This is a genomic window from Maritalea porphyrae, assembly GCF_027213965.1.
Taxonomy (GTDB): domain Bacteria; phylum Pseudomonadota; class Alphaproteobacteria; order Rhizobiales; family Devosiaceae; genus Maritalea; species Maritalea porphyrae_A.
This window is the reverse complement of sequence record NZ_JAPWGX010000004.1, coordinates 317,916-330,409: the sequence shown is the minus strand read 5'-3', so window position 1 is coordinate 330,409 and position 12,494 is coordinate 317,916. Positions and strand designations below refer to the sequence as shown.

Genomic DNA, 12,494 nt, shown 5'->3' with positions numbered 1-12,494 from the left:
AATGACGACAGAAAAAGACAATATTGTTCTTCACGTCGCTGATGTGCACAAGACCTTTGGTGGACTGCACGCCCTAAGCGATATCGATTTGCAAATCGAAGAAGGCAAAACCCACGCCATCATTGGCCCAAACGGTGCCGGAAAATCAACACTTCTCAATGTGGTGGTGGGCCGTTTGGCCCCAACCCGCGGCGCGGTGGTATTTGACGGGCAAGTTTTGACGGGTAAGCAACCACATGAGATCAACCAAGTCGGTGTGGCACGTGTGTTCCAAACACCCGAGATCTTTCCAGACCTTACAGTGATCCAAAATGTGATGGCCCCCGCCTTTGCACGGCGCGATGGCTCCTTTACGCTCAATTTCTTCAAGTCAATTGACGATGAAACTGAAATCCGTGAAGAAGCCGAGCATATGCTTGAAGATGTGGGCATGACTGCAAGCAAAGACATGCTAGCAGGCTCATTGTCACGCGGGGACAAACGTCGCATGGAGCTGGCCATGTGCCTTATCCAGCACCCGCGTTTGCTCTTGTTGGATGAGCCAACAGCTGGCATGTCACGACACGATACAAATACCACAATTGACTTGCTGAAGAAGATCAAAGAACGTGGGATGACCAAAGTCATTATCGAGCACGACATGCATGTTGTGTTTTCACTGGCTGACAAAATCTCGGTTCTGGCGGGTGGCCGCATTATCGCCGAGGGAACACCGGAGGAGGTGCGCAACAACCCGAAAGTGCAAGAAGCATATCTTGGGGGAGCTCACTAATGAACGCCATGAACACTGAAACTGACATTACAAATAGCGCAAGCGCCGCAAGCACAGAACGCCCATTTTTCCAGGTTAAAAATGTTCACGCCTATTATGGCGAAAGCTATATCGTGCAAGGTGTATCAATGGATTTGCCCAAGGGCGAAATCATGGCACTGCTGGGGCGAAACGGTGCGGGCAAAACATCAACATTACGTTCGTTCGCCCGCACAGATGACCCGCAGCTAAAGCAGGGTGAAATCTGGCTGGATGGTCAACCATTGCACCAAATGCGTTCGCACGAAGCAGCCCTTGCCGGGCTACAACTGGTGCCAGAAGATCGGCGCATCATCCAAGGCCTAACCGTTGAAGAAAACATGACCCTTGCCCAAGTGGCGCCGGGACACGGCTGGGCCATCGAACAAGTTTACGAGCGTTTCCCACGCCTCGCTGAACGCCGCAACCAAGAAGGCGTGACCCTTTCTGGTGGCGAACAGCAAATGCTGGCCATTGGCCGTGCATTGGTACGGGATGTCAAACTCTTGCTATTGGACGAACCCTATGAAGGTTTGGCACCAGTGATTGTGCAAGAGATTGAAAAGATCCTGCAAGAAATCAAGCTTCTTGGGATCACGACCATTATCGTTGAGCAAAACGCGGTTGCCGCGCTTCGTCTCGCCGATAGGGCGGTTATTCTTGATACTGGTGAGGTGGCCTTTACCGGCACCGCACAAGAGGTCTTGGATAACGAAGAACTTCGTCACGAGTATCTCGCGATTTAGTTCATAGCAAAGATTGGGGGCGCAAGCCTCCAAGAGACCGGGCACGGTAGGGACCGGCCAATTAACATTGAAGGTTTCAAAAAGGGTTCGCCGGCTGTCATTGCTGTTGGCGGACAAGAGGAGAGCTATGTCCGGGAAAATCTATCCAGTCCCTTCAGATTGGGCAACCAACGCGCTAATTGACGCGGACACATATCAAGAGATGTATCATCGGTCTGTCAAAGATCCCGATGGATTTTGGGCAGAACAAGCAAAACGCTTGGATTGGATCAAAGAGCCAACCATCATCAAAAACACCAGTTTCGACCCTGTGTCGGTCAAATGGTTCGAAGATGGTGTGCTGAACGTTGCCTACAATTGTATCGACCGACATTTGGAAGAAAATGGTGATCGCGTGGCGTTCCATTGGGAGCCAGATCATCCAGATCAACCCGGGCAAACAATCACCTATAACCAGCTGCACGAGCGGGTTTCTCGGTTTTCAAATGTGCTCAAATCTTTGGGCGTCAAAAAGGGCGACCGGGTCACCATCTATCTGCCCATGATCCCAGAAATCACCTATGCCATGCTTGCTTGCGCGCGCATTGGGGCTGCTCACTCTGTCGTTTTTGCGGGCTTCTCGCCTGAAGCGCTTGCGGGCCGGATCAATGATTGCGACAGTACCGTTGTGATCACCGCCGACGAAGGACGCCGTGGTGGCAAAACCGTTCCACTAAAGAAAAATGTCGACGACGCCATGCCGCACGCTTTGGGTGTCGAAAAAGTATTGGTGGTTGAGCACACTGGCGCAAACATCACCATGAAGGGTGGGCGCGACGTCTGGTGGCATGAAGCAGCAGCTGGGGTTGATGAGTTCTGCGAATGCGAACCTATGAACGCAGAAGATCCTTTGTTCATCCTTTATACGTCTGGTTCAACCGGGCAACCAAAAGGCGTGGTCCACACATCTGGCGGTTACCTCACTTATATCAACTTCGCTCACCGCGCCGTCTTCAACTATGAAGAAGGCGATATCTTCTGGTGCGGCGCTGATTTGGGCTGGATCACTGGGCACAGTTTCACCCTATACGCACCGCTTTCAAATGGTGCCACATCGGTGATGTTTGAAGGTGTACCAAACTTCCCAGATGCTTCGCGTTTCTGGCAAATCATCGACAAATATCAGGTCAATCAGTTCTACACCGCCCCAACTGCCATTCGCGCATTGATGGGCGCAGGTGATGAATTTGTCACCAAAACCAGCCGCTCTTCGCTCAAGCTTTTGGGCACGGCTGGAGAACCGATCAACCCAGAAGCATGGGAATGGTACTACCACGTTGTGGGCGAAGCCCGTTGCCCGATTGTTGATACATGGTGGCAAACAGAAACCGGTGGTTGCATGTTGACCCCACTGCCCGGCGCGCATGCGCTTAAGCCTGGGGCCGCCACAGCGCCTTTCTTTGGCATCAAACCTCAACTTGTTGACAATGAAGGCAATGTGCTTGAAGGCGCAGCCGAAGGCAATTTGTGCATTTTGGATAGTTGGCCCGCACAAGCGCGCACCATCTATGGCGATCATCAACGGTTCGTGGACACCTATTTCACCACCTATAAGGGGAAATATTTCACCTCCGACGGCTGCAAACGCGACGAAGATGGCGCTTACTGGATCACTGGACGCGTCGATGACGTGTTGAACGTGTCTGGCCACCGCATGGGCACCGCTGAAGTGGAAAGCGCATTGGTGGCACACGACAAAGTGTCAGAAGCCGCTGTGGTTGGCTATCCCCATGACATCAAGGGCCAAGGCATTTATGTCTATGTCACCCTTATGGCAGGCAATGAGCCGAGCGACGAGCTTTATAAAGAACTGCGCGCGTGGGTGCGCAAGGAAATTGGGCCGATTGCAACACCGGATTTGCTCCAATTTGCACCGGACCTGCCCAAAACCCGTTCGGGCAAAATCATGCGACGCATCTTACGTAAGATTGCCGAGGACGAATTCTCCAACTTAGGCGACATCTCCACGCTTGCTGACCCTTCAGTGGTCGAAAAGCTGATCGAGAACCGCCAAAACAGATCGACTTAGACCCGTCCCCACAACCTCTAAGTCGTAATTCGGGGTGTCCTTTTTCAAAGGGCACCCCTAATTCTTTCCGATCCCCTGTTGAGTTGGCTTCTCACCATTCGACGAAACCAAGCCCGATGTGGTCAAAACGGTCGAAAATCCAATTCCATTGGGATCACGAAGCACGGGCCCGATTTGCACATGTCTTGGCATCAGCACCACACGGTTGATTGTCGCAGCTTCGCACCTGATTAACTTCGCAAAACAATTCTGCGTCTGTGCGTCGCAAGTCAGGCCAGAAAAAGTGTTATCAGTCCAAACAACCCAAAGAGCACGACCAACCCAAACTCAACCAGCACCCTTGGGTGGAAAAGCCCTATCCCAAGCGCATCAAGATTGAGCAATGTGTAAGCAAGAAACGCCGCAGCTGTCAGGCAGCCAAGAAAGCATATGATAGTCAGAGCATTCGTCATAGGCGTCGCACACTAGAGTTAAACAGCTTTTGAATGCCGCGCATTACCCTGACCAAAATATGTGTCGAACTTTGCCGCAATCGCACGAACAAAAGGCTTGCCGTTTTCGGTTAATCCAAATGTGTCGTGCGTGCTGTAGACAAAATCATCTTGATCCGCTGCTGCAATATATCCTGCATCGTTCATGATGGTTGGAGCCAAATCGCCAAATCGCTGTATGAACTCATCCACATCGAACTTGAAATCGCACATGAGTTTCTCAATCACCCATCCGCGTGCCCTGTCCACATCTGACAATTCAAAACCCTTGGCAATTGCTAGGTCACCACTGTCGATGGCAGCTTGATACTGCCCTGTGGCAACAATGTTTTGCACATAGCCGTTTTTCGTTTGCCCAATGGCTGAACCACCAAAGCCAATCAATGCATCAGAATTATCAACCGTGTAGCCTTGGAAGTTGCGGCGCAACGTCCCGTCCGCCGCCGCTTTCGCCATAAAATCTGAGGGCAAGGCGAAATGGTCAAAACCGATCCGATCATACCCTGCGTCTGCCAATCGGTCCCCGGCCATCATGGCATGTTCAAACCGCTCGATTGTGTCGGGCAAGGCGTCCTCATCAATCATCTTCTGATGAGTTTTCATCCACGGCACATGGGCATAGCCAAACAAGGCGATGCGATCAGGTCGCAAAGAAGTTGTTTTATCAATCGTCTCCATCAACCGCTCAGTCGTTTGAAACGGCAAACCATAGAGCACATCTAAATTGATGGATTTGATCCCCGCATCACGCAATGCAAATACGACGTCACGTGTTAGTTCAAAGCTCTGCGGGCGATTGATCGCTTCCTGCACTTTTTCTGAGAAATCTTGCACACCAATCGAAGCGCGGGTCATGCCAAAGGCGACCATGCCCTCAATCTTTTCAGGCGTTACATCGCTTGGGTCAATTTCAATTGAAATCTCCGCGTCATCTGCAAACGCAAAGGCGGCGCGCAATTTGTTGCCCAGCAATTCCAGATCGTCCGGCTCAAGCAAAGTCGGCGACCCTCCACCCAAATGAACGGCAGTAACACGTGCACCCGGTTTCACCAGTTTGGCAACCATCTCAATCTCTTTGTGCACCCGTTTCATATAAGATTTAACCGGGGCATATTTGAGCGTTTGCTTGGTGTTACAACCGCAAAACCAGCAAAGACGATCGCAAAATGGGATATGGACATAAAGCGACAGACGGTCCCCCTCGCCCAGCGCCTCAACCCAAGACGAATAAGTAGCATTATCAACTTCGCTCGAAAAATGTGGCGCAGTTGGATAACTCGTGTAACGCGGCACAGGTGCTGCATATTTCTCGATGATTGCGTGGTCCATCAAAATCCCTATCTCTGATGGGTGCCACATTATTGATCCAAACACATTCTACCTTGATCGAAATCAAAGCAATTGCGCATTGGCAACCACCAATCACCGTGCAACAATCACAAGCAAATCACTCACTATCTTTTCCGGATATTTATGACAAACACCCCACAAATTCCAATCTTTGATGGCCATAACGACATTTTGCTCAAACTCATCGAAGAGTGCCCCGACAATTCTGTAGAGGCATTTTTTGAGCCCCGCGCTGGCCAGCATATCGATATGCAATCTGCCCAGAGTGGTGGCTTTGCAGGCGGATTATTTGCCATGTTTATTCCGCCAGAAGATGGCAAGTCTTTCCGCACAACCCCGGGACAAGAATTCGCCCGCGATTATACCATGAACATGATTACCTTGCTGCGCGATATTGCGGCCGCCTCAAATGGAAAGGTTGAAATTTGCCGTTCCGTCAAAGACATCCGCTCCGCTATGGCAAATGGCAAAATGGCACCCGTGCTGCACATTGAAGGGGCTGAAGCCATATTGCCGGACCTTTCAAACCTTGAAGCCTTTTACAACGATGGTTTGCGCTCCATCGGCCCCGTGTGGAGCCGTTCAAATGCCTTCGCACATGGCGTGCCGTTCAAGTTCCCCGCCTCACCAGACACCGGGCCGGGCTTAACCAATGATGGCATAGAGTTGGTCAAAGCCTGCAATGAAATGGGTATTGCTGTAGATTTATCGCATATCAACGAAAAAGGCTTCTGGGACGTCGCACGCGTTTCAACTAAACCGCTCATTGCCAGCCATTCAAATGTCCATGCACTTTGCCCCACCACACGCAACTTAACCGATAATCAGCTCAAAGCGATCAAAGACACAAACGGGATTGCGGGCCTAAACTTTGCCGTTGCTTTCTTGCGCAAAGATGGGGCGAAAAACCAAGATGTACCCATGTCCACATTGGTCGAACATGTAAACCATATGGTGGATATCATGGGCATCGACCATGTTGGTTTAGGGTCTGACTATGACGGCGCGCCCCCACCCTATGATCTTGATAGCACCGCCAAACTGCCCACATTGACCAGTGCTTTGCGTGACGCAGGCTATGACGATGAAGCCCTCAACAAAATCTGCCACGCCAATTGGCTGCGTGTTCTAGAAGAAACCTGGGGCGAATAGCCCCTTCCCAATCTGAGTAACACAGCTCCGTCGCCAAACGTTCAACTTGCGTTGGCCAGTTCGGCTTCTTGGCTATCGGGCTGCTCATCCGCTTTTTTGAATTTGATAAAAGGGATTAAAGCGATCGTGCCCAATCCCAAAACCAATGACAGGCCACCGCCAATAACAAATGGCACGCCAAGACCATAATTGGTGGCCAACATTGCCCCAATAAATGGCGCTCCCATCATCGCCGTCACTGTTACGGCTTCACTGACTGCGGTTACACGTCCCATTTTGTCTGGCGGCGTTTCAAGCTGCAAAACCGTGCGCATGGGCACAAATATGCCCGAACTCGCAAAGCCAATCACAAAGGCGCCGGGCACAAAAATCCAAAGCGGAAATGCCCACATATTTGTGGCCGCAAAGCCCAGCAGCAGTGTAAACAGCGAGGCAATGAACATGCCCGGCCCAATCAGCGCATAAGGATGGATTGGTCGCTTGATACTACCAACTGCCAATGCACCAAGCACACCACCGGCCCCAACCGCCGTAACGGTTAAACCCAAAATCGACTGATCAAACCCCAATAGTTTTGTCACAGGCCCGATCAATGTGTCGTGCAAAAAGATCGCAAAAAAACCAAATGCGCCAAGCCCAATGGTGACCCAGAGCGCGGGGATGCGCCCGACGGTTTTGTAGCCTTCAGCGATTTCCGCAAATATGCCCATTTTCTTTTGATCGGTGGCACCTGCCTCGGTTTCACCTGAGTTTTTTGGACGCAATCCCTTTGGCAGCCAGAGCAAAATGGCCAGAGCCAGCAAAGACACAAATCCATTGACCACAAAAACCGATTGGCTGCTAACAAAGATCAATAGCGCTCCACCAACGGCGGGCCCAACAATTTTGGAGGCTTGATTGAGTATTTGGCTCAGAGAATTCGTCGCCATCAATTCAGACTTTTCCGCCAAAACTTGTATGGCAGTCTGTTTGGCAGGACTGAAAAAACTGTCCACTGAGGATCGTATGAAAACCAAAACCAGCACAAGTTCTGGCTGGCCGGCAAAAGCCAAAGCAAAGGTTGACGCTGCGCGACCAAGATTTGACCAAACCATAACGGTTTTCAAGTCACACCGGTCCACCAAGGCGCCAGAAAAAGGACCCACAATCAAATAGGGCAGCGAAAATGCCAAAGCAAAGAAAGCAAAATAGATCGGCTCAACCGACCAAGTGTAGGTAAACAGTGAGATGATCGCCACATAGTCAAGCCAATCTGCAAAATCCGCTGGCACCTGCGCCATTAGGATTCGTCGTAAGTCTCGATTTTTTGGCAGTTTCATCATTATCACTCCTCAATAGTGGCACATAGATAGGGCTATATCTTTCCACTGTCAAGATAATGCGTTCCCGTCAATCTAATGTGATAATGCCATAAAGATAAACAACTGGAGATTCTACGTAGGATCGTGCCTGAGTGGCACTAAGGGATGATGACGGTTAGTGAAGATCAAAAGTTAGAAGCTCTAACAATACTCGTAGAAGAGTGCGCGGAAATCATTCAAGCTGTTTCCAAAGTCAAGCGGTTTGGTGTGGATACAACAAACGCAGATACCGGTGAAAAGAACGGTTTTGCACTTACAAAGGAACTTGCGGATTTGCTTGGGGTAATTCGCTTGGCAGAAAAGCACGGAGCAATTGATCCGCCAAGCGAAGAAATGATTGAGTGCGCTATGGCGCGCAAACAAAGTTATTCAAGCCTATGAACGCTACTGCAAATGAACAGGCTGACGCAAAATAGTCTTAAGTTTGTCCGGCGTCACTTTGCGCGGATCATTCAAATAGATCTCATGGTGCTTACCGATCATCTTCATTTTGTTCTGTGGCACATATTCATTATGCATTTGTGCTAGAACTGGCCCCTCGTCATCATAGGCGCCAACATGCAAAACTTGCACACAATCGCCCTCGTCCAAGGTTTCAAGACGAACAGAACGCAATGTAGCCTCATCCGTTGGCGCATCTGATTTTGCACCGTTCTTTTCAATTGAAGTTTCAAGAACCTGATCAAGATGTTCGCCAAGCAACCAATCTGGTTGCCGGATCATCATGGTCCATTTCCACTTGTCTTTTTCCCGCGTGATAAATGTTTCCATATCATCGGCCCACCAAAGGCCTTCTAGGGGACCAACCACATAGTCTTTTTCCATCTCGATCTTGGAAAAGAACTTTAACCCATAGCTTAGCGCATAAAGGGCAGCAATTGCGGCCGGATAGCTCTCACTTCCTGGGCCACCATCCCCATCAATCATCAGGTAATTCATCGGCGGCACTTTGACCAAATCAAAGCGTTCGACCTTTCCGCTGTAAAGCTTCGCATCTTGGCGTTTGAAGTCGATTTTGTTCTTTTTGCTCATGTAGCTCACTCAATTGGCATGAAAATGTCGGTCAATAAATCTGAAGGCGCAACCTCGCGCGGATCGTTTAAATAGGCCTCTAAACACGGCGCGTCACGCAAAATCTGTTCTGTTTGAACAAGCCAAGTGCCATAAAACCAGTGATAGGCCGATGGAAGCTGGGCATAGGGGCCTTTAAACCGCATCACAGCAAACCGCCCACCCGAGAATTGAACCCGTTCAAACGGGTCTTCAGGGAAGGTTTCTTGGGTCTCGACAATACCGGCGAACGAGTTCAACTCGCCCGTTTCCACAACGTCCGGATCGTCAAAATATACCCCAAACGATCGCATATCTGGCCCCATCAAACCTTTGGCCCGGCCAAATACATTGAGTTTTTCAAAGGCCTTTCCAATTTCATGATAGGAGCCTTGATGAAACAACCCTACAAGAACGATCTCATCCAATCTCTTAATCTCAACCTCGTGCATTTGTGCATTTCCCTCAGCAACATATTGAATAAGATTGGAAGGACGTCCGCACTCGCGGAATTTTGCTGGTGGCATGCCATATCGATCCGAAAAGGCTCGCGAGAACGCAGATGCGCTACTGTAGCCAGAACGAGAAATCACTCGTTCCAATGGTAGTTTAGTATTGGCCAACTGGGTTGCAGCGCGGTGCAAGCGCAACCTCTTAACTGTGGCGACAATACTTTCACCTTTCATACCCCGATAAACGCGATGCCAATGATAAGGTGACAGACAAGCAATTTCCGCCAGTCGGTTTAGATCGATGTCCTCGTCCAAATGGTCGTAAATATAGTTGATGACACGATCCAGACGATCCTGATATTTGATCTTATTTACCGCCAATTAATCAAAGTCCTTCCAATTTATGCACGAAGATAAACATATCCTGAATTGACAAATCTTGCTGAATTTGGTGCAGATCACCATATCAAATAACAATTGCAAAAAACTCGGGAACATCATGAGCAGCTTTTACTATTTCGCCTATGGCTCCAATTTGCTAAACGCCCGGCTGCAAAACCGGTGCGCATCAGCCAAGCCTGTGGCGATCGCCAGTGTAAGCGGCCACGCGATCAATTATGGCATGGTGGCCGATGATGATCATGGTGCATCTGGCAAAATGGCTATGTTTAGAACCGAAAATGGCAACGACCAAGTACACGGCGTGGTCTACGAGATGGCAATCAGCGAAGCGCCCGTGCTCGACAAGTTTGAGGGTTTAGACTGGGATCGCCCGATGAAATATACCCGCGAACCCAATCTTTTAGTGGAAACACCAACCGGCGAGAAACTCCAGACTGTCACTTATATGGTTGAACCACATCCAAATCCGCCCCACCCCTATCATTGGTATTGGGCACTTTGCCTATCTGGCGCCATTGAAAACGGCTTGCCGCTCCACCACCAAGAAATGTTGGCACAACATCCCTACATGCCAGACCCGCACGAAGTACGCGAAGGCAAACTGGAAGCGGAAATGTTGCTCAACAAGTCTGGATTTGGACACCTGATCGAAAAAACGGGCGCATGATTGGCGATTTCGTCTATGCACCACCAACAGATCCCTTTCTCGACGTCATCCACCAAGACGATGAAATTCTGGTCCTCAACAAACCTTCTGGCTTACTGACGGTCCCCGGAAAAGCCGCAGAACATGCAGATTGTTTGGAGGCACGCGCCCAAAGCAAGTTCCCGACATCCCGCATTGTCCACCGTCTGGACATGGACACATCTGGCGTCGTGATTATGGCCATGAACCCAGAAGCACACCGCCATTTGGGGTTGCAATTTGAGCGCCGACACACGGCAAAAACCTATGTCGCAGACGTATTTGGCAAGGTGGAAGGCGACGACGGCACCGTAAACCTGCCCCTACGGTGTGACTGGCCAAACAGACCCAAGCAAATGGTCGATCACGAACAGGGGCGCAACGCGCAAACCAATTGGTCCATTTTAGAACGAAATGAAAATTGGACAAGAATGGAATTAACGCCAATCACCGGGCGCTCCCACCAATTGCGTGTGCACATGCTGGCCCTTGGCCACCCCATTTTGGGTGATCGCTTTTACGCTTTGGGCGAAGCGCTTGATGCTGCGGACCGTTTACGATTGCACGCCCTATCGCTCACCGTTCATCATCCAAGAGGCGGGGAACGCGTGACATTTGATGCAGAATTGCCGTTCTAGGCTTTCGCATGCGCCCGAGCGGCATCAATTTTTTGATGGGTTAGTCGATAGAACAAGACCACCAATCCACCCAACATCAAAGCTCCAGCCAACAGATGTGGAATTCGCAATGCCCACTCGCGCCCAATACTTAACTGGGCAACGCTGACCAAGACACCGCCAACAAAAGTGCCTACGGGCATCATGCCCCAGCCGAAAAACCGATAAACGCTATTCACACGCCCCATCAGCCTGTCCGGAATTATGGTCTGGCGCAGCGTGACGGTGATTACATTCCACACGATGCCCGCAGCTGAGCCAAGGAAAAGGGTGAACCAAGCAATGATTGGATGGCTAGTGAGGCCAAATATGATCGACTCTGTTGCAAACAACAACAAAGACACGCGCAACAAAGTTGCCGATCTAAAGTTTTTAGCAAGATGGGGCGCAGCGAGCCCACCAATAACGCCGCCAAATGCAGCCCCGGTGAGCAGCAAGCCAAACCCAGCTGCGTCCAAGCCAAGGATCTCTTGCGCAAACAAAACTTGTGTTGCCAACGACATCATGTAGGCGCCATTGGTCAAACCAAGCAAGAATGCTAGGTCGCGCAATAGTGTATGCCCGAACAGCCATCCCAATCCCTCTTTCAGATCGACAATCCAATGAACAGGCACATAATCATCCGCCTTTGTGGTGCGGTATTGCCCAGCAATCAAAAACACCAACAATGCGGCGAGAAACAAAACACCGGCATTTACAGCAAACGCTAACCCCAACGATAGAGCAATGAGGAAGCCGGCCAGCGGTGGGCCGCATAGTGAGTTCATCACCAACTCAACGGTTGCCAATTTGCTGTTTGCGTTCTCCAATTGCACCGACGGCACAACCGAAGGCAGAATGGTTTGAGCCGCATTGTCGCGCAAAACTTCCGCAATCCCGATCAATAGTGCGCATGTATAAAGCACGCCCAGTGCGGCGATTGAATGCTCAGCAGCAACCAAATCTGCACCTACCTCATTCACAGAGGCTAAAACAACGCCGCATACCAACAGGGTTAAGGCAGCACGGGCGATATCTGTCATAAAAATCAAACGTCGACGATCAACCCGATCGATAATGACGCCTGCGGGTAAGGAAAATAGTAGCCATGGCGCGCGCCCAAATAGGGGCACCAGTGCAATCAGAAATGGGTCACGGGTCAGCAGTGAGGCAAACCATGGAAACGCGATGAGTGCGATCCCGTCTCCTAAATTCGATGCGGCGCTGGCGAGAAAAAGTTTAAAGAAATTTGAATTGATCATATAGCGCTTACTATTCACAAAACGCTATT

General features: G+C 50.3%; 12 protein-coding genes. 7 read left to right on the top strand and 5 right to left on the bottom strand.

Translation table 11 applies throughout. The features are described from left to right. Position 1: 1 nt before the first annotated feature. The 3 genes from O4H47_RS14410 (at position 2) to acs (ending at position 3,604) form a co-directional block, all read left to right on the top strand. Positions 2–772: an ABC transporter ATP-binding protein gene (locus tag O4H47_RS14410; protein ID WP_269394704.1), complete on the top strand. Its 771-nt coding sequence runs from the start codon at positions 2–4 to the stop codon at positions 770–772. Beyond that, positions 772–1,536, top strand: coding sequence for an ABC transporter ATP-binding protein (locus O4H47_RS14405; protein WP_269394703.1), 765 nt, complete (start codon positions 772–774; stop codon positions 1,534–1,536). The genes O4H47_RS14410 and O4H47_RS14405 overlap by 1 nt, the downstream gene beginning before the upstream one ends. 127 nt (positions 1,537–1,663) lie before the next feature. After that, positions 1,664–3,604: an acetate--CoA ligase gene (gene acs, locus O4H47_RS14400; RefSeq protein WP_269394702.1), complete on the top strand. Its 1,941-nt coding sequence runs from the start codon at positions 1,664–1,666 to the stop codon at positions 3,602–3,604. A 470-nt stretch (positions 3,605–4,074) separates the two neighbouring features. Here acs and hemN read toward each other — a convergent pair whose 3' ends face one another. Continuing rightward, positions 4,075–5,424 carry an oxygen-independent coproporphyrinogen III oxidase gene (hemN, locus tag O4H47_RS14395; protein WP_269394701.1) on the bottom strand — a complete coding sequence of 450 codons (1,350 nt, stop codon included), beginning with the start codon at positions 5,422–5,424 and terminating at the stop codon, positions 4,075–4,077. A 144-nt stretch (positions 5,425–5,568) separates the two neighbouring features. Here hemN and O4H47_RS14390 point away from each other — a divergent pair, with 144 nt between their 5' ends. Continuing rightward, the gene (locus O4H47_RS14390; RefSeq protein WP_269394700.1) at positions 5,569–6,597 is read left to right on the top strand and encodes a dipeptidase; all 1,029 of its coding nucleotides are present in this window, start codon (positions 5,569–5,571) and stop codon (positions 6,595–6,597) included. A gap of 41 nt (positions 6,598–6,638) precedes the next feature. Here the strand turns inward: O4H47_RS14390 and O4H47_RS14385 are convergent, their stop codons facing one another. Beyond that, positions 6,639–7,919 carry an MFS transporter gene (locus tag O4H47_RS14385; RefSeq protein ID WP_269394699.1) on the bottom strand — a complete coding sequence of 427 codons (1,281 nt, stop codon included), beginning with the start codon at positions 7,917–7,919 and terminating at the stop codon, positions 6,639–6,641. A 144-nt stretch (positions 7,920–8,063) separates the two neighbouring features. On the opposite strand from O4H47_RS14385, the gene O4H47_RS14380 reads away from it, so the two are divergent. After that, a complete protein-coding gene (locus O4H47_RS14380) occupies positions 8,064–8,339 on the top strand; it encodes a MazG nucleotide pyrophosphohydrolase domain-containing protein (protein WP_269394698.1) in 276 nt (91 codons plus the stop codon). Between the two features lie 3 nt (positions 8,340–8,342). On the opposite strand, the gene O4H47_RS14375 is transcribed toward O4H47_RS14380, so the two are convergent. Next, positions 8,343–8,990 carry a GyrI-like domain-containing protein gene (locus O4H47_RS14375; RefSeq protein WP_269394697.1) on the bottom strand — a complete coding sequence of 216 codons (648 nt, stop codon included), beginning with the start codon at positions 8,988–8,990 and terminating at the stop codon, positions 8,343–8,345. Between the two features lie 5 nt (positions 8,991–8,995). Continuing rightward, positions 8,996–9,841 carry an AraC family transcriptional regulator gene (locus tag O4H47_RS14370; RefSeq protein WP_269394696.1) on the bottom strand — a complete coding sequence of 282 codons (846 nt, stop codon included), beginning with the start codon at positions 9,839–9,841 and terminating at the stop codon, positions 8,996–8,998. 118 nt (positions 9,842–9,959) lie between these two features. Between O4H47_RS14370 and O4H47_RS14365 the strand changes: the two genes are divergently transcribed. Both O4H47_RS14365 and O4H47_RS14360 read left to right on the top strand, forming a co-directional pair. Beyond that, complete coding sequence (locus O4H47_RS14365) at positions 9,960–10,529, top strand: gamma-glutamylcyclotransferase family protein (RefSeq protein WP_269394695.1); 570 nt, start codon at positions 9,960–9,962, stop codon at positions 10,527–10,529. Continuing rightward, positions 10,526–11,185 carry an RluA family pseudouridine synthase gene (locus O4H47_RS14360; RefSeq protein ID WP_269394694.1) on the top strand — a complete coding sequence of 220 codons (660 nt, stop codon included), beginning with the start codon at positions 10,526–10,528 and terminating at the stop codon, positions 11,183–11,185. Before O4H47_RS14365 ends, O4H47_RS14360 begins: the two co-directional genes overlap by 4 nt. Here O4H47_RS14360 and O4H47_RS14355 read toward each other — a convergent pair. Then, the gene (locus tag O4H47_RS14355) at positions 11,182–12,465 is read right to left on the bottom strand and encodes an MFS transporter (protein WP_269394693.1); all 1,284 of its coding nucleotides are present in this window, start codon (positions 12,463–12,465) and stop codon (positions 11,182–11,184) included. The two genes, O4H47_RS14360 and O4H47_RS14355, sit on opposite strands and share 4 nt — an antisense overlap. Positions 12,466–12,494 lie beyond the last annotated feature (29 nt).

Bases quoted from the DNA above. Each gene is read 5' to 3' on its own strand.
- O4H47_RS14355 (WP_269394693.1), bottom strand. From the start codon at position 12,465: ATGATCAATTCAAATTTCTTTAAACTTTTTCTCGCCAGCGCCGCATCG.
- acs (WP_269394702.1), top strand. From the start codon at position 1,664: ATGTCCGGGAAAATCTATCCAGTCCCTTCAGATTGGGCAACCAACGCG.
- O4H47_RS14360 (WP_269394694.1), top strand. From the start codon at position 10,526: ATGATTGGCGATTTCGTCTATGCACCACCAACAGATCCCTTTCTCGAC.
- O4H47_RS14410 (WP_269394704.1), top strand. From the start codon at position 2: ATGACGACAGAAAAAGACAATATTGTTCTTCACGTCGCTGATGTGCAC.
- O4H47_RS14380 (WP_269394698.1), top strand. From the start codon at position 8,064: ATGATGACGGTTAGTGAAGATCAAAAGTTAGAAGCTCTAACAATACTC.
- O4H47_RS14405 (WP_269394703.1), top strand. From the start codon at position 772: ATGAACGCCATGAACACTGAAACTGACATTACAAATAGCGCAAGCGCC.
- O4H47_RS14390 (WP_269394700.1), top strand. From the start codon at position 5,569: ATGACAAACACCCCACAAATTCCAATCTTTGATGGCCATAACGACATT.
- hemN (WP_269394701.1), bottom strand. From the start codon at position 5,424: ATGGACCACGCAATCATCGAGAAATATGCAGCACCTGTGCCGCGTTAC.
- O4H47_RS14365 (WP_269394695.1), top strand. From the start codon at position 9,960: ATGAGCAGCTTTTACTATTTCGCCTATGGCTCCAATTTGCTAAACGCC.
- O4H47_RS14375 (WP_269394697.1), bottom strand. From the start codon at position 8,990: ATGAGCAAAAAGAACAAAATCGACTTCAAACGCCAAGATGCGAAGCTT.
- O4H47_RS14385 (WP_269394699.1), bottom strand. From the start codon at position 7,919: ATGATGAAACTGCCAAAAAATCGAGACTTACGACGAATCCTAATGGCG.